Origin of the sequence: Janthinobacterium sp. LPB2021202312-11-4, from assembly GCF_037049705.1 — a bacterium.
Taxonomy (GTDB): Bacteria; Pseudomonadota; Gammaproteobacteria; order Pseudomonadales; family Pseudomonadaceae; genus Aquipseudomonas.
Map to the genome: position 1 here is coordinate 12519 of NZ_JBAGKV010000007.1, position 26893 is coordinate 39411.

The window sequence follows — 26893 nt, forward strand, 5'->3', positions numbered from 1 at the left end:
TGTGGAGATCCTGTGGGAGCGGGTTTGCTCGCGAAGAGGTCGTGTCAGTCGACATCTATAGCGGCTGACACACCGCTTTCGCGAGCAAGCCCGCTCCCACAAGGGATTGCGATATGCCTGGGATTTCGGTTTAAACCCGGAACTGATCCATCAAGCTCTGCTGCTGGTTCGCCAGGCTGTTCAGCGACTGACTCACCCGCGCCGATTCATTGGCCTGCCCCGACAGCGATTCGGTTACATCGCGAATGGTCGCCACGTTGCTGTTGATCTCTTCGGCCACCGCGCTCTGTTCTTCCGCCGCGCTGGCGATTTGCAGGTTCATGTCGCTGATCACCGTGACCGCTTCGCCAATCTGACGCAGCGCGGTGACGGCCTGGCCGACCTGTTCAACGCTGCCCTGGGCCTGGCGATGGCTGTTGTTCATCGAGCTGACCACTTCCTGGGTACCGCTCTGCAATTGCTCGATCACTTGGCGGGTTTCTTCGACGGACTCCTGGGTGCGCCGCGCCAGGTTGCGTACTTCATCGGCCACCACCGCAAAACCGCGCCCGGCCTCACCGGCGCGGGCCGCTTCAATCGCCGCGTTCAGGGCCAGCAGATTGGTCTGTTCGGCGATGGCGCGAATTACTTCCAGCACTGAACCGATTTTCTCGCTGTTCGCCGCCAGCCCTTCGACCTGCACCATCGCCGCGCTCATGTCGGCGGCGAGGTTGTCGATGCTGGTGGTGGTGCGGTCGATCACGGTCAAGCCCTGACGGGTCGCCTGATCGGCATCCCGCGCGGCGTGGGCCGCCTGGGCTGCGCTGCGGGCCACGTCCTGGGCGGTGGCGCTCATTTCGTGGGAAGCAGTGGCCACCTGATCGACCTGGCGGTATTGCTGCTCCATGCCGGCGCTGGTCTGGGTGGCGATGGCCGAGGACTGATCCGCCGTGCTGCGCGCGTCCTGCACCGAGCGTTTCACTTCGGCGATGATCGGTTGCAGCTTGTCGAGGAAGCGGTTGAACCAACCGGCCAACTGGCCGAGTTCGTCCTTTTTGTCGTAAGCCAGGCGCCGGGTCAGGTCACCTTCGCCGCTGGCGATGTCTTCGAGCATGTGGGCCACGCCGAGGATCGGTCTGGTCACGCTGCGGGCCATCAACCACACCAGCAACAGGCCGATCAGCGCGGCGATCACGCCCAGCCCGAGTTCCATCAACGTGCCGGCCCGGTTGCCTTCATCGAGTTGTTTTTTCAGCGCCTCGGCCGGGCCGACCAGGACTTTCTCCGGCACGTCGAGCAGCACGCCCCAGGATTTGCCGCCCGGAATCGGCTGGAACGGCGACAACACTTTCAACTGCGCATTGCTGTGCAGGCTGGTGGTTTTGCTGCTGGTGCCCAGCATACGAATCAGCTCGGCGCCGTTGGTTTTGTCCACGGCCTCCAGGCGTTGGCTGAGTTTGCTGGCGTCCGGACTGTAACCGGCAAGCAGGCCGACGGGGCTGAGGATGCTGACGCTGGTTTGGCCGTCATAGAGCTTTTTGCTCGCGCCCTGGCTGATCGCTTGCAGGCTGTTGAGGTTGATGTCCACCGACAGCGAGGCGATGACTTTGCCGTTGACCATCAGCGGGAAGACGATGCTGGTCATCAGCACGTTCTGGCCGTCGATCACATAGAAGTAGGGTTCGATCACGCAGGGCTTGAGCGTGGTGCGCGGGCAGGTGAACCAGGCGTTGGCCGCCTCGCCGCTGGGGCCGGTGCTGGTGTCGGCCATGTCGCTTTCGGGCAGCGACATCGACGTCAGCTTGCCCGGGGTCGGTTGCGACCAGTACAGGGCGAAACGGCCCTTGTCGTTGCTGCCGAGCTCAGCCTGGCCGGCGAACAATTCGTCCTTGCCGTCCAGCGCATTGGCCTCGAACACCAGGGACAAGCCGAGCAGTTCCGGGTTGGCTTGCAGGGCTGACTTGACCTGGCGGGTCAGGTCTTCACGCAGGTCGAAGGCATCGAGAAAGCGCTTCTCGGCTTGGTCGCGCAGGAACAGCACCTGGCGCGAGAAGCCGTGGCCATATTGATAGGCGTCCATGAACTGCTGACGAATGTTCAACGCCTGGTTTTCACCCTGGGACTCGATCCGCGCCTGGGCGGCTTCGGTGAGCATCTCCATGCTCGAGGCCTTCACCAGCGCAGAGCTGTGCTCCATGCGATACAGCGAAAGACCCACCAGCAGGGTCACGATGCCGGCCAGGCACAACCCGGCCAGCAGGGTGATTTTCCATTGGATGGAAAGTTGTCTGAGCGACATGGAGAGACGTCCTTATTCGATATTTATCTGAGACTTTGCACTGTAACGGCCGCGAATTGGCTTTCTTTACGGCCGTTACCAAATATCGAATACCCCCCGGTAGGAGCTGCCGAAGGCTGCGATCTTTTGATCTTTGGCGTCGCCACCCGCCTGAAAATCAAAAGATCGCAGCCTTCGGCAGCTCCTACCGAGGTGGTGATTGCAATGAGAAGGGCGGCGTTCGCTTTGACAAGGCGCGGATGCTGCGGCACAGTGCGCGCCCTCTAATAAAACCCATTCCTTAACTCCGCTGGCGGCGCTTCGCAGACTGCCGGCCGGGCTCATTCCGCTTGCCTTGAGGTAACGATGATTAATGCTGTAATTGCCGCGGTCGGCGTCATGCTGGTGCTCAGCCTGTCCCGCGTGCACGTAGTGATCGCGCTGATTGTCGGCGCCCTGGTGGGTGGCTTGACCGGTGGCCTGGGGATCGACGCGACACTCAAAGCCTTCAACAGTGGCCTCGGCGGCGGGGCGACGGTGGCGTTGTCTTATGCCTTGCTCGGTGCTTTCGCGGTGGCGATTGCCAAGTCCGGCCTGGCCCATGCGCTGGCGGACAAAGCCCTGACCATGGTTGATCGCCAGCACGCCAGCGGCGGTGGTTCAGTCAAGTGGCTGCTGATCGGCCTGCTGTGGGTGGTGGCCATCGCTTCGCAAAACATTCTGCCGATACATATCGCCTTTATTCCGTTGCTGGTGCCGCCACTTTTATATGTGCTGACCAAGCTGCAACTGGATCGCCGGCTGATCGCCTGTGTCATGACCTTCGGCCTGATCACGCCGTACATGTTCCTGCCGGTGGGCTTCGGCAACATCTTCCTGAATGAAATCCTGCTGGCCAACGTGGCCCGCAGCGGCGTAGACATCAGCGGCATCAACGTCACCCATGCCATGGGCATTCCGGCGTTGGGCATGGTGGTGGGGCTGGCGGCCGCGTTTATCAGCTATCGCAAGAAACGCGTCTACAACCTGGAAAGGATCGAGCAAGTCGAGCAGGTCGCCGTGGCGTACAACCCGCTAAGCCTGATGGTGGCCGGTGCGGCTATTGCGGCGGCGTTCATCGTTCAACTGCTGCTGGACTCGATGATCATCGGCGCGCTGGTGGGTTTCCTGATCTTCTCGGTGTCCGGCATCGTGAAGTGGCGCGACACCGACGACCTGTTCACCGAAGGCATGAAGATGATGGCGATGATCGGCTTCATCATGATCGCCGCCTCGGGGTTCGCCGAAGTGATGAAAGCCACCGGTGACGTGCAGACGCTGGTTGAAGCCTCGGCATCGTGGATCGGTCACAGCAAAGGCATTGGTGCGCTGTTGATGTTGCTGGTGGGGCTGCTGGTGACCATGGGCATCGGCTCGTCGTTTTCCACCGTGCCGATCCTGGCGGCGATTTTTGTGCCGCTGTGCGTGCAACTGGGCTTCAGCCCGATCGCCATCGTGTGCATCGTCGGCACGGCCGGCGCCTTGGGGGACGCCGGTTCGCCGGCCTCGGACTCGACCCTGGGCCCGACCTCGGGTCTGAACATCGACGGCCAGCATCACCACATCTGGGACACCGTGGTGCCGACGTTCCTGCATTACAACCTGCCGCTGCTGGCGTTCGGCTGGGTGGCGGCGATGGTGCTGTAACCCCCGAAACCCCTGTAGGAGCGAGGCTTGCCCGCGAAGGCGGCGGCACATTCAACACGGATGTGTCTGACACGACGCCTTCGCGGGCAAGCCTCGCTCCTACAGGGATTGTGATATCCGACGATTCAACTTTTGCCCTGGCGTGCCGTTAAAGCCTTTAACCACGCCAATAAAATCAAAAGAGTGAACCGTCATGCGCATGAGCCTCAAGGCTAAAGTCCTGTCCCTTGCCGTCCTCCCGGTGTTGCTCTTTGCGTTGGTCATCAGCCTGACCACGCTGTTCATTCTTCAGGAACAGGCCCGAAAGGAGGTCGAGGAAACCCGCCAGAGCCTGCTCAAGGACGCCAAGGCAACCTTGCAAAGTTATGTGGCCGTGGCCATGACCGCGATCAAACCGCTTTACGACGCGGCCGCCCCCGGCGACGACGCTGCGCGGGCCCAGGTGGTCAAGTTGCTGTCGAGCATCAGCTACGGCAAGGACGGCTACTTCTTCGGCTACGACTCCAACACCGTGCGCCTGTTCAAGGCCAACAGCCCTGAAGGCGTGGGCCAGAGCTTCAAGGACAACCGCGACTCGAACGGCGTCTACGTCAACCGCGACCTGGTGAAAGTCGCGAAGGACGGCACCCACTACCTCGAATACAGTTCGCCGCTGCCCGGCAACAGCCAGGTGCAGGTGCCCAAGCTCGGCTACACCGAATACCTGCCGAAGTGGGACATGGCGGTCGGCACCTCGGTCAACCTCGATGGCATCGAAGCCCAGGTGGCGCTGGTCCAGGCCAAAGTCAACGAGCGGATGGAAGGCGTGGTGCTGAGCATCGTCGGCATTGCCGTCATCGTGTTGCTGGTGATCGCGGCGGCGGGGATGTTGCTGGCCAACGCGATTCTGCGGCCGCTGAACCTGATGAAAGCCAACCTCGATGACATCGCGGCAGGCGAGGGCGACCTGACCCGGCGCCTGACCATCACCAGCGACGATGAACTCGGACAACTGGCCGGTTCGTTCAACCGCTTCGTCGACAAGATCCACGGTCTCGTTCGTCAGATCACCGAAATGACCTCGCAACTGACCGGGCTGGTGGATCAGGTCTCGGATCAGGCCCATCGCTCGGATCAGGCCATGGAGCGTCAGCGCCACGAGACGGATCAAGTGGCGACGGCGATCAACGAGATGTCTGCCGCCGCCCAGGAAGTGGCGAAGAGTGCCCAGAACGCCGCAGTCGCGGCCCAGCAGACCGACGCCGAAGGCCAGGCCGCCAAGCGGGTGGTGGCCGGCAGCATCGTGAAAATTCATGCATTGGTGGACGACATCCGTAGCAGCGGCGTGTCTCTGGATAGCCTGCAAAAAGACGTGTCGTCGATTGTCAGCGTGCTCGGGGTGATCCGTTCGATTGCCGAGCAGACCAACCTGCTGGCCCTCAACGCCGCCATCGAAGCGGCCCGTGCCGGTGAGGCCGGTCGTGGTTTTGCGGTGGTCGCAGACGAAGTGCGGGCGCTGGCCAGTCGCACGCAAATCAGCACCCAGGAAATCCAGGGCATGATCGACCGCTTGCAGGCCGGCACGCAGTCGGCGGTGGAAGCCATGCGCCGATCCAGCGAAGCGGGTGACGGCACCTCGGCCCAGGCCAACGAAGCGGGCGCGTCGCTGGACACCATGGCCCAGTTGATCGGCACCATCAACTCCATGAACGCCCAGATCGCCAGCGCAGCGGAAGAACAGACCGCCGTGGCCGAGGAAATCAACCGCAGCGTGCACCAGATTGCGGTGGCGGTGGACAGCGTGGCGGGAGAGACGCAGCTCGGTGCGCAGACGTCTCGTAGCCTGGCGGATTTGGGGGCACGCCTCGGTAAATTGGTCGGCCAGTTCCGCATCTGACCCCGGATACCCCCTGTAGGAGCCAAGCTTGCCGGCGAAGGCGTACTTGAGGGCGCCTTCGCCGGTAAGCCTGGCTCCTACAGAATGACTGCTAAACGATAGCTGCCCGAATCTGTCGCCCCAACACATCCATCACATCACAGCCATCGCGCAACAACATCGCCGCCGCGTGGGCCAGTTGCTGTACATCGGCACCCTTGGCCTGGGTGATGTCCAGACTGGCCAAGCTCTCCATCATCTGCGTCCCCGCCAGAAACCGCGTCGCGGCATTGCTGTGCAACACATCCAACGGTGCTTGCGTGGCCACCAACAACACCGGAATGTCGCACTCATTATTGGTCATCGGCATATGCGGGTTCATGCGTCACCTCCCGCCTGCGCGGCGTGCATGCCGTCGATGGAGGCTTGAAGCAACGAACTTGCGGTACCGAGCATTTGTTTGCTGGCCCAGCGTAACGTTGCGATGTGTTCCGGGCGGGTGGCGTTGGGGGCTTGATGGGCGAGGGCTTCGGCGCAGCTGAGGTAGACCGAGGCGTGTTCCAGAGCGTCGAGCAGGGGGATGCCGGGTTGGACGGCGAAGAGGTGATGGTCGACGTGGTCGCAGGGGGCGAAGGGGGTGGATTTTGTGGTTGCGTTGGTCATGGGTGTAGCTCCTTAGTCATCAAGAGCTGCCACTTGGTCGCCGTCAAACGATGGGGTGGCAACTGTGCGCAGGTTGACGGACCGGTCTAAGGTACCCGGCGCACTCGAAAGTGCCCCGCGCACAGTCACCATTAAGCTTTGTGTCGAGCACACACACGTGCACGAGCAAAGTTGGAGAACAATGCGCACCTTAAAACCGCCGAGCCGTCAAACCCGATCACGAATGAGTCGTGACAGGCGCGAGGATAGGGAGTGAGGGCAGGGCAGTCAACCGGCGAAAAGTCCGAAACCGGCACTGTGCTTGTAGGTATGTTCCGAGCCTTACAACAATGCAAGATCTGTTGCGAGGATCATGTACCATTCGCGACTCTTGATGTTCAAAGGAGAAAAATCATGGCAGGAAAGCCAGTAGCGCGACTTGGAGACCCAGGCAGTCACGGCGTAAACATCACGACTGGCTCAAGCCCTATTTTTATTAACACTCTTCCAGTGGCCCTGGTAGGAGACGTCTACTCCTGTCCATTCACGGCAGCAATCCGATAACGACAGGAGCTCCTCACGTTTTTGGGCTCGGTAAGGATGTGGCGCACGTTGGATCGCTAACCGCTTGTGGAGCCACCATTACCGCCGGTTCACCCGATACATTTGTAGGCCATTCTGGTTCAAGCGGAGCTAGTAGCTTCTTCTCTCAATTCTTGAAAGAAAAAACCTTCGTTGAGTTTCAACTACTCAACGAAAGAGAAGAGCCAATTGCCAATGAGGAGTATGTACTGACACTTCCAGATGGTGCCGTTGTTACTGGCGCTCTTGATGGCAACGGATTTGTGCATGTAGCGAACGTCCCTAGAGAAAGTTGCAGCATAAAATTCCCAAAACTTGAAGATACGGAACATCTTTAATGGTTCAGTCTACTAAAACGTCCGGCACGACAGAGACGGCAAAAAATACAGGAGCATCTGGTAAAACCACCAAGACCAATCAGTTGGTGGTATCAGGCGCTTACATGGAAATTCTGGTGGGTGGTCCCTACACTCGTGACAAAGAGGAGCACCTTTTTGGGCATGCTGCTTTACATGTCGTCGTGGGCGGAAAAGATGTTACGTACGACTTTGGACGTTATGGGAAAACCTGGGGGCACCTTTGATAACGAGGGAGAAGGCGTATTGAATGTCTGGACATCTTTCAAGGCTTATATCTCAGGGGAGAACAGCCTCGGAAGAACAACGACAGGTTTTGTCTATTCTTTGGATAAAGCCAAGGCCGAGGCCGTTATTGCGCATTTCGACGGGATCGTCGCGCAGAAGAAAGAGCTAAGAAAAAAGACGGCGACCGCTGCACGTTATGTACTGCCTGGGGATTATCATCCGACGACAAATAATTGTACGACGGTGACAATTGAAGGCGCGAAGGCTTCAGGAAAGGCGATTGTGCAAAATCCTTCTGAATATAGAGAGATGAGAGGGCTTTCCTGGGTGGAAAGGCAAGCGGCACGGACTCAAAAATCTACTCAGGACGGTATTTTTATGCCAGCAGACTTCGAGGCTATGCTCGAAGGAAATACCGAGGCGCGTTATGACAAAAAGAACGTTTACAAATAAACAAATTTTCTTTTGGTTAGCTGTATTGGTAGTTGTTAATGCGGCTGTATTGGCGTTAGCAGTATTTAATAATGTATCGAGGGTTCAAGACATGAAAATGATTAAAACTAAAGAGCCTCTTATCATTGAAGGGCCGAATGGCGATGAAAATTACTATGTGCTACCCCTCGGCACCACGCTCTATCACGATAAGAGCTTTCCTGAAGGGCATGACCGTTATGTGGTTTATCTGAATCACAAGGGTGCTATAGCACACGAAGAAGTACCTATGAAACCGGAATACGGCGGATCTTTTATCGATCCTCTTTGGATGTCGAATATCGATGCGGATACTTTGAAGGAGATTTTTAATCGTTTCCCTTTATCCAAGAAGGATGTGGCAGCAGTTATAAAGGCCAATGGAATCACCAAGGATGATATGGCTGACATCATCCGTTCTATGCCAGATTAATTACAGTCCGGGTGGGCAGGCCGCTACGGCCTGTCCCAATAAGGCACAACCCCAAAACACCCCACATAAAAATCAATCACCGTCCGTACCTTCACCGACAGCCGCCGGCTACCCGGCCACAGCACGGCAATCTGCTGCGGCTCAACGCTGTTGGACACTTGATAATCCCCGAGCACCGGCACCAGTGTGCCTTCGCGCACCGCTTCGCCAATCAGCCATGACGGAAACATCACCAGCCCCAGCCCTTGTTCGGCGGCTTGGGTCAGGGTGTCGGCGTGGTTGCCGGTGATGGGCCCTTTTACCGAGTAGGGCGTCCAGTCCTGCTGCCCCTGACGAAAGAACCAGCGCTGTTGCCCGGTCACGCCTTTGTAGGCCAGGCATTGGTGCGCGGCGAGGTCGTCCGGGTGTTGCGGGATGCCGTGGCGTTTGAGATAGGCGGGGCTGGCCGCGACCTGGAAGCGATGGGGCGCCAGGATGCGTGCCTGCATGCTCGAATCGTGCAGGGGGCCGATGCGGAACAACAGGTCGGCGCCTTCCTGCAATGGGTCGACGTAGCTGTCGGTCTGCTGGATATCCAGTTGCAGTTTCGGATAGCGCTCGCACAACTGACCCAGCCATGGCGTCAGATGCCGCTGGCCAAACACCACCGGGGCATTGATCCGCACCAGGCCGCTGGGTTCGCTTTGCTGTTCCTGCAAGGCTTGTTCGGCTTCCTCCAGTTGCACCAGCACCAGCCGCGCGTGATGCCCGAGCATGCGCCCGGCCTCGGTCGGCGTGACCGCGCGGGTGTGGCGGTAGAGCAATTGCTGGTTCAGCGCCTGTTCCATCAACTGGATCTGCCGGGAAATCGAGGAGGGCGCCAGGCCCTCGCGGCGGGCGACTTCGGAAAAACTGCCGTGGTCGAGCACCGCGACAAATAGCCGAAGTGCCTTGAATCCGAGCTCGTTGAGGCCGTGCATGGTGAATCCTGCTGTGCGAGATACGCAAAAGTGTTGTCTGGATGCTCCCATTTATCGCAAAGGATCGCCAGCCGATAATGCGCGTCCCGGCTGACGGACCACTCCTGTCAGCCAATGCGCAAATCCCCTGTGGGAGCGGGCTTGCTCGCGAAGAGGCCGTGTCAGGCGACATCAATATTGGCTGACACACCGCTTTCGCGAGGAAGCCCGCTCCCACAGCGGTTGTGCCTCAACTGACGACTGGCAGGTTTTACTTATGCAATCTTCTTCAATCGACGACGTTGCTGTTGTAGCAATGCCGACTTCCAAACCAGGGCTGCGCTTATTGCTGCTGCCCCTGGTGATTCTGGCCGGCATGGGGCTGTCTGTGGAGGCCGGTTTGCTTGGGCCGCTGGGCGTTCAGGTCGGGCACTTGTGGGCGACCCTGAGTATTTTTGGGGTCGGCTCGGCGATTCTGTTTCTGCTGCTGCTGTTTAGCGGCAAGCAACAAGGGCCCGCGCTCGGCGAGTTGCCGCGCTGGCAGTTGATCGGCGGCTTCCTCGGGCCGATCTACGTCGTGGTGCTGACCCTGGCTACGCCGCACATCGGCATCGCCATGACGATGATCGCGATCCTTTCCGGGCAGGTCGGCAAGAGTGTGCTGATCGACCACTTTGGCTGGTTCGGCGCTACGCGGAAAAAGGTCAACGGCGAACGTTGGCTGGCGTTGCTGCTGATTGTCGCGGCACTTGTTCTGATTGCTCGGGGTTGATGATGAGTCTGATTATTTTGTTGGCCATGGTGGTTGCGGCGGGTGCGGTGTTGAGTGTTCAGGCTGCGATCAACGGGCGTCTGGGCGAAACCGTTGGTGTGTTGCGCAGCAGTTTGCTCACGTTTGTGGTGGGCGCGGTGGTCACCGGGTTGCTGATCCTGTTTTTCGAGCCGGCCCATGCCGTGAGTTTGCTGGATGTGCCGAAATGGCAGCTCAGCGGCGCGTTGTTTGGCGTGGTGTACATGATGGTCATGGTCGGCGCGGTGCCCCGGGTCGGCACGGCCGTGGCGACGGTGGCAGTGATCGTCGGGCAATTGGGCATGGGCATGTTGATCGATAACTTTGGCTGGCTCGGCAACCCGGCGATTGAGTTGTCCGGGAGCCGGGTGCTGGCGATGGTGTGCCTGGCATTGGCGTTGGTGTTTATGTACCGCAGCAGCGCCCGAAGCGCATAACGCGGTCCATCGTAGGAGCTGCCGAAGGCTGCGATCTTTTGATGTTGATGTTCGTTGATGTTCTCAAAAGATCGCAGCCTCGTTTCTCTCGACAGCTCCTACCAGCTCCTGCCTGCCTTACCGGCTTCTACACTTGTGAGACGGGTGCGCTTCTGTCGCACCGGACGATCCTGACAATGGAGTCATCCCCATGATCAACAGTGAAAGTACCTGCGACTGCCCAAAATGCGCCTGCAAACTGGGCGCTCATCCGATTGCCCGTCACGGCAAGCACTATTGCTGCGAAGCCTGCGCCAAGCATCACGAGCACGGCGAAAAATGCTCCAGTGAAGGTTGCAAATGCGCCAGTCACTGACAGCCCAAAAAAAGTGGAGCCATCGGGGCTCCACTTTGCGTTTCTGACGGTCCTTGTCTCCCCCTGTGACTGTTAGCTTGCCGGTCGCCAAGTAACATTCTCGACGCCGAATTTCTCCGCCAGCGGCTTGCTGGTTTTCTGCACCTTTTCACGGCCGAAGCGGGGTATTCGCCCGACGCCGGCGTCGCAACTTGCCCAATGCCAGGCCTCCGCGTTGTCCATTCTGTCCAGGCGGATGATGAAAGACTTGGGGGCGCCATGAAGGGTGTATTCAATGACGAAGAGTTTTGCGTTGTTCATAAAGCCCGTATTCCTCCCTGTGGTAATAGAGGGATCGCGGTGCGCACGGAAAATTCAGTCGAATTGTCGGACGGCGACCGTCACTGGCGACAACCCGGGCGCCTCGCTACCATGGCGACTTCCCCGAACCCCAATGAACGTTGCCCATGGCCCTCGCCGCACCGCCTGACCTGACCGACACCGACATGCCCGTGCAACCGCTGGCGCGCACCTATCCGCGCGGGTTATTTATCGAGCCCCATGAACATGTCTGGGGCCAGTTGTTATACGCCATGAGCGGGGTGATGTGGGTCGAGACACCGCACGAAGCATTGGTGGTCCCGCCGCAGCGGGCGGTGTGGTTGCCGCCGGGCGTGCCCCATGGGATTCGCGTGGTGTCGGACTTGCAGATGCGCAATATCTACCTGCGACCGGCGCTGGCGGCGACCCTGGATGACAGCGTCCAGGTGATCGAGGTCGGTGGTTTGCTGCGGGAATTGATTGTCGGGCTGGTGGAACAGGGCGAGGACGGGGCGCCGGACTATTACGAGGCACTGGTCGGGCTGGCCTTGCTGGAACTCCAGCGCGCCAAGCGCTCGATGCTGAAAATCCCGTTGCCGGACGATTCCGACCGGCGTCTGTTGAACCTGTGTCAGGTGGTCATGGCCGCACCGTCCCTGGAGATTCCTTTCGAACAGCACGCCGAAAACGCCGGGGCCAGCGTGCGAACTCTTGCGCGGCTGTTCAAGGACGGCTTGGGCATGGGCTTCGCCGAATGGCGGCGGCAGGTGCAACTGGCGACGGCCGTGGCCGAGTTGATCCAGGGTGTGCCGGTCAGTGCGATTGCCCGGGAACTGGGTTATTCGCCGAGCAGTTTCAGCGACATGTTCCGCCGCGAACTCGGTGTTGCGCCGTCGCAATTCATAACATCCCCCCACGCCCCCCCGTAGGAGCTGTCGAGTGAAACGAGGCTGCGATCTTTTGATTCTGTTTGTCAAAGCAAGATCAAAAGATCGCAGCCTCGTTTCACTCGTCAGCTCCTACGGGAATGCTCCTGGTGTTTGGCCGAAATTCAGAAGCACTTGGCCGATGGCTTTCGTCGGCGTTCTCTAGACTCTGCACATACCCTTTGTGCCACGGAGTCTGTCATGAACTACCTCATCTCGCTGGGCATCGGCCTGGGCGTTGGTCTGCTGTATGGCGCGCTGGATTTTCGCTCGCCGGCACCTCCGGCCATCGCGCTGGTCGGCCTGCTCGGCATGCTGGCCGGTGAGCAGTTGTGGCCCATGGGCCGGCAGTTGATCGCCGGCTGGATGTCCTGAAACCCTTAATTCCCTTCAATGGAAGTTCCCGATGAAAGCTCTGCAATTCGACAAGACCGGCGACCTCTCGGCCCTGCGTTACGTAGAAGTCCCGACCCCCACGGCGGGAGCCAATGAAGTGCTGGTGCAGATCAAGGCTGCCGGCCTCAACCCCAGCGACGTGAAGAACGTGCTCGGGCGTTTTCCCTACACCACGCTGCCACGCATTCCCGGTCGGGATTTCGCCGGTGTGGTGGTGGAAGGCCCGCAGCCGTTGATCGGTCAGGAGGTCTGGGGCACGGGTCGTGAACTGGGCTTTTTCGCCGACGGGTCCCACGCGCAATTCGTCAAATTGCCGGCCAACGGCGTGGCGCTGAAACCGACGCACTTGAGTTTTTCCCAGGCTGCCAGCCTCGGCGTGCCGTACACCACGGCGTGGGATGCGCTGGAACGCAGTCTGGTGAAGGCGGGTACGCGTTTGCTGGTGATCGGCGGCGGCGCGGTCGGCAGTGCGGCGTTGGCGCTGGCCAAAATCAGGGGCGCGCAGGTGTTGGCGGCGGCGCGGCGGGTGGAGCAGGTCAAAGAGTTGCAGGCCCTGGGTTATCAGACACTGCAACTGGACAAGCCTGAAGACCTCGGCGCTCAGGTGAACGCGGTGTATGCCGGCGGCGCAGACGTGATTTTCGACACCACCGGTTTCTGGCTGCCGGCCTCGGTCCCGGCGCTGGCGCCGTTCGGTCGCATCGCGATCATCGCCGCACCAGTGGACGGGCATGTGCAATTGCCGGCCCTGGCGCTGTACCGCAAGGGCGGTTCAGTAGTGGGAATCAACTCGTTGCTGTACGGCGTCCAGGCGTGTGCGGCGATGCTTGATCAGTTTGGTACGTTCTTCGATCAGGGCTTGTTGCCGCTGCCGGAAGGCTTGGTGGAATCGCCGTTGGCCGAAGGGCTGGAGCGTTATGCCGAGGTGAATGCGGGCGGTGGTGACAAGGTGATTTTGTTGCCATAACCGATCCTTGTATTGAGTGGGCTGGCCTCTTCGCGGGCAAGCCTCGCTCCTACAGGAATCGCGTTGATCACAATGATCATGTTCGGCGCAGAACCCGTAGGAGCGAGGCTTGCCCGCGAAGGCGTCCTCAAGCCGGGCTCAGGCCTCGGGCACACCGTTCTCCCACGCCGACCAATTGTTCAAAATCGCCTGCACCAACGGATTGCCCGTGCGGTAGAGGTTCTCCAGTGCCGGCACAAATCCGCCCTGGTCTGCGTACTTGAGCAGGTTATCCACCTCACTTTGACCCGGCGCTGGCCGGTCAAAGTCGGACCCGGCGCGCACCACCGCCAGACGCTGCACATCCACCAAGCCCTCGCGGCTGGCCCGCAGCAGCGCTTCGTAGGTGGAGTTGTCTTCCTGCTGGGTCGTGCAGTATTCGCCCTTGTTGTCGGTCAGCAACTGGGTCCAGGTTTCCGCGCGTTCACTCAAACGGGTCCCGGAAAACCAGGTGTTCCCCGCCAGCGTGTCGCACTTCGTCACCACGGGCGGCTGATTGGCCGGGGCCGACGGGTATTTCATGCGCCACACCGCTGATTCCTTGCTCTCGCTGAGCTGGACGTTCTGCGACAGGGCAAACGCCTTGGCCTGCAACTTCGGGTTCAGCTCGAAAACTTCGGTCTTGTAGTCCAGTGGCGGTTTTTCGTTCGGGCCCTTGGTGTTGATGCCGATGTAACCGGTCGGCCAGTCTTTCGGTACATCCCGCGAATCGATCTCCCACTGGGTGCCGAACTCCACCAGGTAATGCGCCCACGCAGCGGTGCCGATGGTCCCGTGTTTCGGGCTGATGCCGGCAATCCCGGCGATCAGGAAATAGCTTTTGCGCAGGTCGAACTTCGGCGACAGCGCCAAGGCCAGGGTCGATGCGGCGGCGTTGGTCTGGCCCATGCCGGTGACCATCAGGCACACCTGCTGGCTGTTGCAGCGAATGTTCGGGTACTCGGCGGACAGGCCTGGCACGCGGACTTCCTGCTTGAGTTCCAGGCGATCGATCCAGTGTTGCGCTTCGGGGGCGAACATGGTGATCAGCATCACTTTCGGCTGGATCGGTGCTTCAGTCGCCCAAACCGCAGAGGAGAGCAGGGTGCCGCAAGCCACGGCGACAGACAGGGAAAGACGCGTTATTGCTTTCATAACATCTCCTTAGAACTGATAACCGATGCCGGCGTAGTAACCCCAGCCATTGGAACGGGCGCGGAAGTCGCCATCACCGAAATTCAACTCGCTGCCATCCTCCCAGTTGCCGCCGTTGTGGAAGTAACGGCCGACCAGGGTGAAACGCAAATGCGTAAAGGAATACAGCAACACGTTGGTGGCCACGGTGGCGTTGGCGGTGCGGGCCGGGTTGTCCTTGTGCAGGTCCGAGCCGAAGTCGAAATTGGTGAAGCCGATGTAGGTCAGCGACGCGCCGTTGCTGTAGCTGTCGATGGGCACGATGTATTTCAGCTGGGCGCGGTAGCCGTCCCAGGAGTATTCGTTGCTGGCGCCGTAGTTTTCCCACTGGTAGCGCCCGTAGAAATTCGCCGACAGGTTGACCCGCGAATGGGTGTCGATGTCGGTGCCCAAACCGCTGTACAGCGTGTTGGCGCGGTTGCGGGTGTTGCTGCCGTGGTCGTAGATCCAGTCGAACGCTACATACCATTCCTTGAACGGCCCGACCGCCAGGCTGCGCCCGGCCAGGTAGTCGATGGAGATGCGCGGTTCGTGCTCCATGAACAGTGGCGAGCCGTGGTCCCAGGCGCCTTTGTCATGGCTGTTGCCGATGTCGAAAATCTTCGGGATGTCGACGTAGCCGTACAACTCGAACGGCCCCTTGCGCCCGAAATATTCGTATTCCAGGTACACATCGTCAGCGGGTTGCGGGCCGAAGCTGATGTCCTTGCTGCCGATGACGGTCAGGTCCTGGTTGAACCAGTCCGACAGGTAGGCGCCTTTTTTTGGCGGGCTGGCCTCAATGCTGAGGGTTTCGCCCTGGGCGGATTCTTCGGGCAGGGCCGGTTGCGCCAAAACGGTGCTGCTGAGTAGTCCTGTAACGCTGGCCAGCGCCAAAGAAACAGCGAATGTGCGCGAGCAAGTCACGCGGCTGGACGTGTGGTGCATTGAAAGTCCCTTTTCGTGCGGATCGAAGGCCCGGTTTTTCGGGCTTGCGCGGTTAGGTAGCGAAAAAGCCGTTATCGGCGACTCGCAAACGTTTGCACATCTCATACCAATTGTTTCAATTCCATGAAAAACCGAAGAATTCGTCGTTTTTATTGTCCTTTCGATCAACTTCCATATTCCCCCGTAGGAGCTGCCGAAGGCTGCGATCTTTTGATTTTGCTTTTTAAAGACAAGATCAAAAGATCGCAGCCTTCGGCAGCTCCTACGGGGGGGCGGGGTTGGCGAAAATGTCCGCAACCCTTGGTCCAGACCGCTCGTGCGCGAAAGTATTAATGCTAATTGAGCCCGGCGGTTTTGTGCCCCATCCCTGTGCGTCAACTAACGTGTCGAGAATGAAACGCTTTTGTACACCCTCGCAGTCTTGATCCGCGTGTTGTTGGTTGCATGGCCAGGGTGGCCGCTGTAGCGCGCCCTTCAAGGAAGAATGGTTAACCACGAAAAGGAATTGCCCGTGGACTTGAGATCCGTCATCGCCCCGATTTTCCGTGTCTGCCCGCTTTCTTTCGCTGTTCGCCTCGGCATCGTCGGGGTCTTCGCCTCCCTCGCCAGCCCCCAAGCAATGGCCTCCTGTCTACCGGGTAGCCCGACGGCGGGCGGGACGGTGACTTGCAGCGGCGTACCGTCACTGCCGCTGTTTCTCAACACCTTTTCCAGTGCGGTGAATGACCTGACCGTCAACGTCGGTTCCGCCGCGCAACTGAATGCCACGCTTGGCGGGCAGGTGCTGAACCTCACGGGTAACAACATCACGCTGAACAACGCCGGGCTGATTGATCCCGGTTTGCTCGGCGCCGTGACGGTGTTGAGCGCGGGGGCGGTGATCGGTAACGCGGGCGCCTCGGTGGTGAACATCACCAACGCCGCCACCGGCATCATTCGTGGCACCGGCGATTTGCTCGGCTTGAACCTGGCCAGCCTCAACGGCATGGCGTTGAACATCAACAACGGCGCCGGCGGCAGCACCAATATCGTCAACAACGGCACCCTCGGCTCGACGGCGTTGTTGAACCTGACCCTGTTCGCCGCCGACACCCCGATCATCGCGGCGCGGGGCGGCGCCCAGGTCAATGTGATCAACGCCGGCGTCATCAATGGCCGGGTGGCCTTCGAGGCTTCGGCCAGCGGCAACACGTTCGTCAACTCCGGCACCATCACCGGTGGTGTCTCGATGGGCGATGGCAGCACCAACACCTTCACCGCGATCACCGGTTCAACCATCTCCAACGGTGGCGGCATCGGCCTGGCCCTGGGCGGGTTGATCGGCGTCAACCTGACGTTCGCACCGACCGGCCAGATCGACGGCGGGGTCGGGGGCATCAACTCGCTGATCCTGCAAAATCCAATTGGCATTGGCGGCGGCACCAGCGGCACCGGCACCGTGTCCAGCGCCAACTACGTCAACTTCAACAACCTGACGGTCAACAGCGGCACCTGGACCCTGCAAGGGCCGCTGATTTCCGGCAGCACCACGCTCAACGGCGGTATTGCCCAGTTCAACAACAACGCGACCTTCGGTAGCGGCGTGCTGACCTCCAATGGCGGCGGGATACAGGCCAGCAGCGGTGGTTTGAGCTTGAGCAACCTGATCAACCTGGGTGCCAGCGGCATGCAGATACTGGGCACCAACGCCATCACCCTCGGCAACGTGGTGAGCGGCAGTGGCGGCATCACCAAAAACGGCACCGGCCAACTGGTGCTCAACGGCGCCAACACCTATCTGGGCGCCACCGCCCTCAATGGCGGCTCGGTTCAATTGGGTAACAACCTGGCGTTCAGCACCGGCACGGTGACGGTGGGTGGTTCGACCGTCCTTCAGGCGCCGGGTACCGTGACACTGAATAACAACATCGTGCTCAACAGCTCCATCGGCACCTCCGGCGTCGGTAACCTGACCCTGGCGGGGCTGATCAGCGGCGCGGGCGGGATCTCGAAAAACGGCAGCGGCACCCTGACGCTGACCGGTAACAACGTCGGTTATACCGGCAGCAACGACCTGAACGCCGGCACCCTGAGCCTGGGCAACAACAATGCGCTCGGCAGCGGTTCGCTGAACGTCAACGCGGCGGCGAGCCTCAATACCACCACCGGTGTGACCCTGAGCAATTCGGTGGCGCTGAACGGCAACCTGACCGTCGTCGGCAGCAACACGCTGACCCTCAATGGCCTGATTTCCGGCTCCAGCGGTTTGATCAAAAATGGCCTGTCGACCCTGACCCTGGGCGGTAACAACACCTACCTGGGGCCCACCGCGCTGAATGCTGGCGGACTGATCCTGGCGTCCAACACGGCGCTGGGCACGGGGGCGTTGAACGCAGCGGCCGGCACCTCCCTCGACACCAGCGCGGTGGTCACGTTGGCCAACGCGATCAACCTCGGCGGCGACCTGACCCTCGGTGGCACCCAGGCGTTGGGCCTGACCGGTGCCATCAACGGCGCGGGCGGGCTGATCAAGAATGGCAGCGCCGCCCTGAACCTCAGCGGCACCAATGGCTACGCCGGCAACACCACGCTGAACGCCGGTACGCTGATTCTTGGCTCCAACTCGGCACTGGGCCTGGGCACATTGAACACCGCCGCCGGCACCACGCTGGATGCCAGCTCCACTGTCGCCGTGACCAACGCGGTGAACACCACCGGTAACCTGAACATCGGCGGCACCGCCGACCTGACCCTCGGCGGTGCGGTCGGCGGCAGTGGCAGCCTGACCAAAAACGGCAGCGCTAACCTGACGCTCAACGGTGCCAACACTTTCCTCGGCGGCACCATCCTGAACGCGGGCACCCTGACCGTCGGCAACGCCAATGCCTTGAGCAGCGGCTTGCTGACCGTGGCTGGCGCTTCCACGCTGAACAGCAGCAGCGGTGTCGCCATCGCCAATGACATTGCGCTGAATGCTGACCTGAGTCTCGGCGGCACCAACGCCCTGACCCTCGACGGTGTGCTCAGCGGCACCAATCAGTTGATCAAGAACGGCGGGGCCGACCTGGCCCTCAACGGCGTCAATACCTTCCAGGGTGGCACCACCCTCAATGCCGGCAGCCTCACCGTCGGCAACAGCGCTGCACTGGGCAGCGGTGCCGTGACCGTGGCCGGCGCGAGTACGCTCACCGGCAGTTCCGCCCTGAGCCTGGCCAACGCCATCACCCTCAATGCCAACCTGACCACCGGCGGCGCCAATGCGCTGACCCTCGACGGCCTGATTGGTGGCGCGGGCGGGCTGATCAAAACCGGCGCGTCGAGCCTGACCCTCACCGGCGCCAACACCTACGCCGGCATCACGGCGCTGAATGCCGGCACGCTGATTGTCGGTTCCAACAGCGCACTGGGGAGCGGCCCATTGAACGCGTCCGGCGGCACGACGCTGGATGCCAGCACCGCCGCAACCTTGGCCAACGCGGTCAATCTCGGCGGCAACCTCACGGTCGCCGGCAGCAATGCGCTGACCCTTAACGGTGTGGTCAGCGGCATCGGCGGGCTGATCAAAAACGGCGCGGCGGACCTGACCCTCAACGGCAGCAACAATTACCTCGGCACCACCGCGCTGAACACTGGCCGGCTCATCGTCGGGGCCAGCGGTGCCTTGGGCTCCGGCGCGTTGAACGCGGCGGCCAACACCACGCTGGACAGCAACGCCGCCGTCAGCCTGAGCAACCAGGTGAACCTGGCCGGTGCCTTGAACGTCGGCGGCTCGGCTGACCTGACCCTGACGGGGCTGGTCAACGGCGCCGGCAGCCTGGTGAAAGACGGCACGGCGAACCTGACGCTCAACGGCGCCAACGGCTTCCTCGGCGGCACCACCCTGAACGCCGGCACCTTGACCGTCGGCAACGCTTCGGCGCTGGGCCTTGGCGGTTTGACCGTCGGCGGCGCGGCAACCCTGGACAGCAACACCGCCGTCAGTCTCGGCAACAACGTGGCGCTGAATGCTGATCTGACCGTCGGCGGCACTCAGGGCCTGACCCTGGGTGGCGTGATCAGCGGCAGCAACCAATTGATCAAGAATGGCGCCGCCAACCTGACCCTCAATGGCGTCAACACCTACCAGAACGGCACCACCCTGAATGCCGGTTCCCTGACCTTGGGTAACGGCGCGGCGCTGGGCACTGGCGCGTTGATTGTCGGTGGTACTTCGACCCTTGATAACAGCGCGGCTTTCACCGTGGCCAACGCCATGACGCTGAATGCCGATCTGAACGTGGCGGGTAACAACAACCTGAACCTTGGCGGCGTCATCGACGGCGCGGGTGCGCTGAATAAAAACGGTCTGGCCGACCTGACCCTCAGCGGCAACAACAGCTTCACCGGGGCGTTGAACATTCTGTCCGGCAGCGTCACCGCCGCCAGCACCGGTGCGTTGGGCAACACCTCCGGCGCGAACATCAGCGCTGGCGCCAGCCTCAACCTCAGCACCGATGCCAGCCTTGCCGGCCTCAACGGCAGCGGTGATGTAGTGATTGGCTCGGGCAACACCTTGTCGGTGGGCGGCGTCAACACCACCAGCACGTTCGACGGTGGCCTCACCGGCCCGGGCGGCTTGACCAAAGTCGGCACCGGCACCCTTAACCTCACGGGTATCAACGGCCTCACCGGCGACACGGCGGTCAACGGCGGCACCCTGGACCTCAGCGGTTCCCTGGGCAGTGCCAACGTGAACGTCAACAGTGGCGCGACCCTGACCGGCACCGGATCGGTGCTGGGTACGTTGAACGTGAACAACGGCGCTCATCTGGGCCTGAGCAGCGGCAACACTTTGTCGGTCGGCGCGCTGGCCCTCAACAGCACCTCCAATATGGACGTCGCCCTCGGCGCACCGTCCACCAACTCGTTGCTGAACATTGGCGGCAACCTGACCCTCGACGGCAACCTGAATGTCAGCGATGCCGGTGGTTTCGGCGTCGGCGTCTATCGCTTGATCAACTACACCGGCAGCTTGCTGAACCTGGGTATGAACATTGGCGCCATCCCGATCGGCTACAGCCTGGCGGATTTGGCGTTGCAAACGGCCGTCGGCAACCAGATCAACCTGCTGGTGTCCGCGCCTAACCTGAATCTGCGCTTCTGGGATGGCAGCCAGACGTTGCCCAACGGCACGGTGGACGGCGGCACCGGGACCTGGAATGCCGGCAGCACCAACTGGACCTCGGTCGATGGCTTGACCAATCAGACCTGGGCCAGCGACTTCGCGATCTTCCAGGGCACGGCGGGCAACGTGACCGTCCTCGGTACGCAGACCTTCAACGGCATGCAGTTCGTCACCGATGGCTACAACCTGTTGACCGGTGCCGCAGGGCAATTGACTGCGGTGAACGGCACGGGCGGCAATGCGGCGATCCGCGTTGATCCGGGCGCCACGGCGACCATCAGCGTCGGCATCGACGGCACGGCCACCCTGGCCAAACTCGACAGCGGCACCCTGGTGCTCAACGGCGCCAACACCTACACCGGCGGCACCTTGCTCAATGGCGGCACCCTTGTGGTGGGCAGCAACACGGCGCTGGGCACGGGGCTGCTGACCGCCGCTTCGGGCACCACCCTGGACAGCAACAGCGGCGTCACCTTGGGCAACGCCGTCGATCTGGCCGGCAACCTGAATATCGGTGGCTCCAATGCCTTGACCCTCAACGGTGCGATCAGCGGCGTGGGCGGTGTGGTCAAGGCCGGTGGGGCCAACCTGACCCTCGGTGGCAACAACAGCTTCCTCGGCCCGGTCACGCTGAGTGCCGGTGGCCTGGTTCTGGCCTCCGACACGGCACTGGGCGCCGGCGCGCTGAATGCCGCCAACGCCACCACCGTGGATGCCGCGACGGCCGTGAGCGTCAGCAACGTGATCAACCTGGCCGGCAACCTCGCCGTCGCTGGCAGCGCCGACCTGACCCTCAACGGTGCGGTCAATGGCGCGGGCAGCCTGAGTAAAAGCGGCGCGGCCAATCTTGTCCTCAATGGCTTCAACGGCTTCCTCGGCGGCGTGACCCTGAATGCCGGGACCCTGACGGTCGGCAATGCCTCGGGCCTTGGCCTGGGGAACCTGACGGTCGCCGGTGCCTCGACGCTGGATAACAACGCGGTGCTGAGCCTGGCCAATAACGTCGGCCTCAACGCCACACTGGCGGTGGGCGGCAGCAATGACTTGACCCTCGGCGGCGTGGTCAGTGGCGCCGGTGGCCTGATCAAGAACGGCGCGGCCAACCTGACCCTCAACGGTGTCAACACCCAGCAGGGCGATACCACCCTGAACGCCGGCACCCTGACCCTCGGCAACGCTTCGGCACTGGGCACCGGCGCCCTGACCGTCGCGGGCGCTGCCACGCTGGATAACAGCTTGGCGCTGAGCGTGGCCAACAACCTCAACGTTAACGCGGCGCTGGCGGTTGCCGGCACCAATAACCTGACCTTGACCGGCGTGCTGGCCGGCGCCGGAACGCTGAGCAAAAATGGCGCGGCGGACCTGACCCTGGGCGGCAACAACACGTTCAGCGGCACCTTCGATGTGCTGGGCGGCAGCCTGAGTACCACCAGCGCCACAGCGCTGGGCAACAATGCCGGGGTCAATCTGGGGGCGGGCACTCAACTCAACCTCGGCGCGTCCGGCAGCCTCGCCAGTCTCACTGGCACGGGGACAGCGCTGATCGGTGCCGGCAACACGTTGAGCATCGGCGCCAACAATGCCAGCAGTACGTTTGATGGCGCACTCAGCGGCAGCGGCCTGCTCGACAAACTCGGCAGCGGCACCCTGAACCTCACCGGCATCAACAGCCTGAGCGGCGATACCGGCATCAACGGCGGCACCCTGAATGTCAGCGGCTCGCTGGCCAGTGCCAATGTGGCGGTCAACAACGGCGGGACGCTGGCCGGCAGCGGCAGCCTCACCGGCGCGGTCAATGTCGCCGATGGCGGTCATGTCGCGTTGACCAGCGGCAGCACACTTTCGGTGGGTTCGCTGGCCTTGAGCGGCAACTCCAACCTGGATGTCGGGCTCGGGGCGCCAGTGTCCGGCGGCGGTACTGCGCTGATCAATGTCGGCGGCAACCTGACCCTCGATGGCACCCTGAACGTCAGCGACATCGGCGGCTTCGGCAGCGGTGTGTATCGCATCATCAATTACACCGGCGCCCTGACCGACAACGGTCTGCTGATCGGCAGCGTGCCGGGCAGCGTGGTGCCGGGCAATCTGCAAGTGCAGACGGCGGTGGGCAGCCAGGTCAATTTGCTGGTGACCTCACCGAACACCACCGTGCAGTTCTGGGACGGCGCGCAAGCGGTGGGCAACGGCGCGATCGACGGCGGCAGCGGCACCTGGGGCAGTGGCAACACCAACTGGACCAACGTGGACGGCACCGTCAATCTGGGCTGGGCCAACAGCTTCGCGGTGTTCCAGGGCGCGGCGGGCACGGTCACGGTCAACGGCGCGCAAAGCCTCACCGGCCTGCAGTTCGTCACCGACGGCTACAGCCTGGTGAACGGCACGGCGGGCGAACTGACGTTGGTCAACGGTGGTTTGGGCAACGCGAGTTTCCGGGTCGATCCAAACGCTACCGCGACCGTTGGCGTCGCGATCAACGGCGCCGGCACCTTGGGCAAATACGACACCGGGACCCTGGTGCTCAACGGGGCTAACGGCTACACCGGCGGCACCGCGCTCAACGGCGGCACCTTGGTGGTGGGCAATAACGCGGCGCTGGGCAGCGGTGTACTGACCGCCGCCAACGGCACCACGCTCGACAGCAACACGGCAATCAGCCTGGCGAACGCCGTGGTGCTCAATGGCGGGCTGAGCGTCGTCGGTTCCAACGCCTTGACCCTCGATGGCGTGGTCAGCGGCACCGGCAGCCTGATCAAGACCGGTGCATCGAGCCTGACCCTCAATGGCAGCAACACCTACAGCGGCGGCACGCAGTTGAATGCCGGCGCGTTGATCCTCGGCAACAACAGCGCCCTCGGCACCAGCGCACTGGGCGTCGGTGGCAGCGCACAACTGGACAGCACCTCAGCCCTGCAACTGGCCAACGCCATCAACCTTGCCGGGCAATTGACCCTGGCTGGCACGCAGGACACCACCCTCAGCGGCATCATTGCCGGGGCCGGCAGCCTGGTGAAAAACGGCAACGGTGCGCTGCTGCTCAGCGGCACCAACACCTACAGCGGCGGCACCACCCTGAATGCCGGCAGCACTCGCGGCAACACCACCAGCCTGCAAGGCGCGATCCTCAACAACGCCGCGCTGACCTTCGAGCAAACCAGTAACGGCAGCTACACCGGCAACCTTACCGGCAGCGGCACACTGACCAAAAACGGCAGCGGCGATTTGCTCTTGACCGGCACCAATGGTCTGACTGGCAATACCAACGTCCAGACCGGCTCGTTGCTGGTGAACGGCACGCTCGACAGTGCCAACGTGAACGTGGAGAGCGGGGCAAAACTTGGTGGCAGCGGTCAACTCGCTGGCGCGGTGCAAGTCGCCAGCGGTGCGACCCTGCTCGGCGGTGGCGGCGCAACGCCGTTGTCGGTCGGCTCCCTGGCCCTGGCCTCGGGCAGCCATCTGGACTTCAGCCTCGGCGCGCCAACCAGTTCCACCACCGTGGTCAACGTCGCCGGCAACCTGACCCTCGATGGCACGCTGAACATCAGTAATGCCGGCGGCTTCGGCACCGGTGTCTATCAACTGTTCCGCTACGGCGGCAGCCTGACCGACAACGGCCTGACCTACGGCACCTTGCCGGGCGGGGTACTGCCCGCGAGCCTGACCCTGCAAACCGCGCTGGCCAATCAGGTCAACCTGCTGGTGCAAAGTGCCCAGGGTGAAGTGCAGTTCTGGAACGGCGGCAAAACCAACGCCGACGGTACGATTACCGGTGGCAGCGGCGTCTGGGGCCCAAGCACTAACTGGACGGACGCCAGCGGGACGGCGAGCAATGATTCGAGCGGCCAGTTCGCCGTATTTGGCGGCTTGGGCGGCGGCACGGTGACGGTGCTCGGCAACCAGGCCTTCACCGGATTGCAATTCCTCGACAACGGTTACAGCCTGGTGCAGGGCACGGGCGGCAGCCTGACGCCGGTCAACGCGCCCGATGGCAGTCTGGCGGCGGTGCGGGTCAACGGCGGCGTTACCACCGAAATCTCGGCGCCACTGGTGGGCACCGGCGGTATCGAAAAACTGGACTCCGGCACACTGGTCTTGAGTGGCGCCAACACCTACAGCGGCGGCACCACCGTCAGCGGCGGTACGTTGGTCGGTAACACCACCAGCCTGCAGGGCCGCGTCTTCAACAATGCGCGGCTGCTGTTTGCCCAGGCCAGCAACGGACGTTTCAACGGTGTCCTCAGCGGCACCGGCGATCTGGTCAAGCAAGGGGCCGGGACGCTGCTGATAGAAGGCGATCAGCCGTTCAGCGGTACGGTGGAAGTCGAACAAGGCCTGTTGCAGGTCGGTGATGCACCGGCGAACTTCGGCGGGCAAGTCACCGTGTTCCATGGCGCGGCGTTAAGCGGTAACGGCAGTGTCGGTTCGGTGGTCAACCATGGGGTGTTCAGCTCGGGCGCAAACGGGGAAACCCTGAGTGTGGCGGGCAACCTGACCAACGCCCCGGATGGCTTGCTGGCACTGACCGTCACTTCGCCGACCGTCACTCCGTTGGTCGTGGGTGGCACGGCGACCCTCGATGGCGCGCTGCAAGTGAGCAGTCTGCTGCCGTACAGCGGCAACACCACCTATGCGCTGATTACTGCGGGCGGCGGCGTCAACGGTACGTTCAGCGCAACCGACCTGCCGGAACAGGCCTTCCTCGACACGTCGCTGGTCTACCGCGCCAACGAGGTCGATCTGGCCGTCACCCGTAACCAGACGTCCTTTGCCACGGTCGCGGCCACGGGTAACCAACGGCGCACGGCGTCCGCGCTGAGCAGCAATGGCGTGGCCGGTGCGGCGTTGCAGAACCAAATCATCAACCTGAGCAGCGCGGGTGCACGCGCCGCGTTCGACAGCTTGTCCGGGGAGATTCACGCCAGCACCGCCAGTGCGATTCTTGAGGATTCGCGCTACATCCGCGACGCCGTCAACGACCGCATGCGCCAACCGTCCTGCAGTGGGCCGGACGATCCTCGCCGCGCCCTGGCGCCCAGCGAAAATCGCCTGACCAGCGGCGGCTGCCACGGCGAAATGGTCGGCTGGATGCGTGCACTTGGCACTTGGGGTGAAATGGATGGCGACAGCAACAGCGCCAAGCTGGATCGCAAACTCAGCGGCTTCATGCTCGGCACTGACAAGCAAATCGACGATCAATGGCGCGCCGGGATGGCCGCCGGTTACACCCGCAGCAGCCTGGATGCCAATGACCGCAACTCGGATGCCACGGTCGACAGCTACCATTTGGCGGCGTACCTCAACTCGCAATTTGACGCCTTGGCCGTGCGCCTGGGGGCCGCTTATAGCTGGCACGACATCGAAACCCAACGCAACGTCAACGTCGGCACCTACAACGACCGGTTGAAGGCGCATTACGACGCACGCAGCGCACAAGTCTTCGGTGAAGTGGGTTACGCCATCGATGCGGGCGGTCTGGCGGTGGAACCATTCGCCGGTCTGTCTTACGTCAACTACGACAGCGACACCGCCAAGGAAAAAGGTGGGGTAGGGCGGTTGAAGGCTGACTCGAGCCAGGACATCACGTTCTCCACCCTCGGTGTGCGTGTGGGCAAACTGCTGACCCTGGCCAACGGTTCGCAACTGACTCCGCGCGCGGCCCTCGGCTGGCGTCATGCCTACGGCGACACCAAACCGGACGCCGATCTGACCTTTATCGATGGCGGCGCCTCGTTCAATACCCAAGGTGTGCCGATTGCCAAGGACAGCGCGCTGCTTGAAGCCGGCGTGGACTTCCAGATCAGCCCGACCGGCAAACTCGGCCTCGGCTACTCGGGGCAGGTATCGGGTAAAAACGAGGACCATGCGATGACCATCAGCTTCAGCCTCGGGTTCTGATCACGGTCGAAGTGTTTTAGCCGCCCGCAAGGGCGGTTTTTTTTGCCCATCAAAAGTTCGCAGCCTTCGGCAGCTCCTACAGGGATCACCTGCGTAGGAG

At 61.8% G+C, this 26893-nt stretch carries 19 protein-coding genes and 1 pseudogene; 13 read left to right on the forward strand and 7 right to left on the reverse strand.

Features of this window, described 5'->3' with window-relative positions; all coding sequences use genetic code 11:
- Positions 1–130: 130 nt before the first annotated feature.
- On the reverse strand, positions 131–2278 hold the full coding sequence (locus tag V5E99_RS09605) for a methyl-accepting chemotaxis protein (RefSeq protein WP_499802246.1): 2148 nt from the start codon (positions 2276–2278) through the stop codon (positions 131–133).
- 345 nt (positions 2279–2623) lie between these two features.
- Between V5E99_RS09605 and V5E99_RS09610 the strand changes: the two genes are divergently transcribed.
- Both V5E99_RS09610 and ctpM read left to right on the forward strand, forming a co-directional pair.
- Complete coding sequence (locus tag V5E99_RS09610) at positions 2624–3943, forward strand: Na+/H+ antiporter family protein (protein WP_499802247.1); 1320 nt, start codon at positions 2624–2626, stop codon at positions 3941–3943.
- Positions 3944–4136: 193 nt separating this feature from the next.
- The gene (ctpM, locus tag V5E99_RS09615; protein ID WP_499802248.1) at positions 4137–5819 is read left to right on the forward strand and encodes a methyl-accepting chemotaxis protein CtpM; all 1683 of its coding nucleotides are present in this window, start codon (positions 4137–4139) and stop codon (positions 5817–5819) included.
- 91 nt (positions 5820–5910) lie between these two features.
- On the opposite strand, the gene V5E99_RS09620 is transcribed toward ctpM, so the two are convergent.
- Positions 5911–6180, reverse strand: coding sequence for a hypothetical protein (locus V5E99_RS09620; RefSeq protein ID WP_499802249.1), 270 nt, complete (start codon positions 6178–6180; stop codon positions 5911–5913).
- The gene (locus tag V5E99_RS09625) at positions 6177–6461 is read right to left on the reverse strand and encodes a DUF3077 domain-containing protein (RefSeq protein WP_499802250.1); all 285 of its coding nucleotides are present in this window, start codon (positions 6459–6461) and stop codon (positions 6177–6179) included. The genes V5E99_RS09620 and V5E99_RS09625 overlap by 4 nt, the downstream gene beginning before the upstream one ends.
- A gap of 393 nt (positions 6462–6854) precedes the next feature.
- On the opposite strand from V5E99_RS09625, the gene V5E99_RS09630 reads away from it, so the two are divergent.
- The 4 genes from V5E99_RS09630 to V5E99_RS09645 all read left to right on the forward strand — a co-directional run bounded on the left by V5E99_RS09630 (position 6855) and on the right by V5E99_RS09645 (position 8510).
- Entirely contained in the window at positions 6855–7004 is a 150-nt protein-coding gene (locus tag V5E99_RS09630) for a PAAR domain-containing protein (RefSeq protein WP_499802251.1), read from the forward strand.
- A 38-nt stretch (positions 7005–7042) separates the two neighbouring features.
- On the forward strand, positions 7043–7360 hold the full coding sequence (locus V5E99_RS09635; protein WP_499802252.1) for a hypothetical protein: 318 nt from the start codon (positions 7043–7045) through the stop codon (positions 7358–7360).
- A 156-nt stretch (positions 7361–7516) separates the two neighbouring features.
- Entirely contained in the window at positions 7517–8059 is a 543-nt protein-coding gene (locus V5E99_RS09640; RefSeq protein WP_499802253.1) for a hypothetical protein, read from the forward strand.
- Positions 8034–8510: a hypothetical protein gene (locus V5E99_RS09645; protein WP_499802254.1), complete on the forward strand. Its 477-nt coding sequence runs from the start codon at positions 8034–8036 to the stop codon at positions 8508–8510. Before V5E99_RS09640 ends, V5E99_RS09645 begins: the two co-directional genes overlap by 26 nt.
- A gap of 23 nt (positions 8511–8533) precedes the next feature.
- Here the strand turns inward: V5E99_RS09645 and V5E99_RS09650 are convergent, their stop codons facing one another.
- On the reverse strand, positions 8534–9469 hold the full coding sequence (locus tag V5E99_RS09650; protein WP_499802255.1) for a LysR family transcriptional regulator: 936 nt from the start codon (positions 9467–9469) through the stop codon (positions 8534–8536).
- Between the two features lie 256 nt (positions 9470–9725).
- On the opposite strand from V5E99_RS09650, the gene V5E99_RS09655 reads away from it, so the two are divergent.
- The 3 genes from V5E99_RS09655 to V5E99_RS09665 all read left to right on the forward strand — a co-directional run bounded on the left by V5E99_RS09655 (position 9726) and on the right by V5E99_RS09665 (position 11030).
- Positions 9726–10220 carry a DMT family transporter gene (locus V5E99_RS09655; RefSeq protein WP_499802256.1) on the forward strand — a complete coding sequence of 165 codons (495 nt, stop codon included), beginning with the start codon at positions 9726–9728 and terminating at the stop codon, positions 10218–10220.
- 2 nt (positions 10221–10222) lie between these two features.
- Positions 10223–10675: a DMT family transporter gene (locus tag V5E99_RS09660; protein WP_499802257.1), complete on the forward strand. Its 453-nt coding sequence runs from the start codon at positions 10223–10225 to the stop codon at positions 10673–10675.
- Between the two features lie 190 nt (positions 10676–10865).
- On the forward strand, positions 10866–11030 hold the full coding sequence (locus V5E99_RS09665) for a metallothionein (protein WP_499802258.1): 165 nt from the start codon (positions 10866–10868) through the stop codon (positions 11028–11030).
- 72 nt (positions 11031–11102) lie between these two features.
- On the opposite strand, the gene V5E99_RS09670 is transcribed toward V5E99_RS09665, so the two are convergent.
- Positions 11103–11330, reverse strand: a complete 228-nt coding sequence (locus tag V5E99_RS09670; protein WP_499802259.1) for a DUF6555 family protein — start codon at positions 11328–11330, stop codon at positions 11103–11105.
- Positions 11331–11476: 146 nt separating this feature from the next.
- On the opposite strand from V5E99_RS09670, the gene V5E99_RS09675 reads away from it, so the two are divergent.
- The 3 genes and pseudogenes from V5E99_RS09675 (at position 11477) to V5E99_RS09685 (ending at position 13619) form a co-directional block, all read left to right on the forward strand.
- Positions 11477–12259, forward strand: coding sequence for an AraC family transcriptional regulator (locus tag V5E99_RS09675; protein ID WP_499802260.1), 783 nt, complete (start codon positions 11477–11479; stop codon positions 12257–12259).
- A gap of 198 nt (positions 12260–12457) precedes the next feature.
- A pseudogene (locus tag V5E99_RS09680) lies at positions 12458–12619 on the forward strand (DUF1427 family protein); the annotation flags it as partial.
- A gap of 43 nt (positions 12620–12662) precedes the next feature.
- Positions 12663–13619 carry a quinone oxidoreductase family protein gene (locus V5E99_RS09685; RefSeq protein ID WP_499802261.1) on the forward strand — a complete coding sequence of 319 codons (957 nt, stop codon included), beginning with the start codon at positions 12663–12665 and terminating at the stop codon, positions 13617–13619.
- A gap of 138 nt (positions 13620–13757) precedes the next feature.
- Here V5E99_RS09685 and V5E99_RS09690 read toward each other — a convergent pair whose 3' ends face one another.
- Entirely contained in the window at positions 13758–14792 is a 1035-nt protein-coding gene (locus V5E99_RS09690) for a purine-nucleoside phosphorylase (protein ID WP_499802262.1), read from the reverse strand.
- 9 nt (positions 14793–14801) lie between these two features.
- Positions 14802–15758: a nucleoside-specific channel-forming protein Tsx gene (locus V5E99_RS09695; protein ID WP_499802263.1), complete on the reverse strand. Its 957-nt coding sequence runs from the start codon at positions 15756–15758 to the stop codon at positions 14802–14804.
- Positions 15759–16269: 511 nt separating this feature from the next.
- Between V5E99_RS09695 and V5E99_RS09700 the strand changes: the two genes are divergently transcribed.
- Positions 16270–26793: an autotransporter-associated beta strand repeat-containing protein gene (locus V5E99_RS09700; protein ID WP_499802264.1), complete on the forward strand. Its 10524-nt coding sequence runs from the start codon at positions 16270–16272 to the stop codon at positions 26791–26793.
- The last annotated feature ends 100 nt before the right edge of the window (positions 26794–26893 follow it).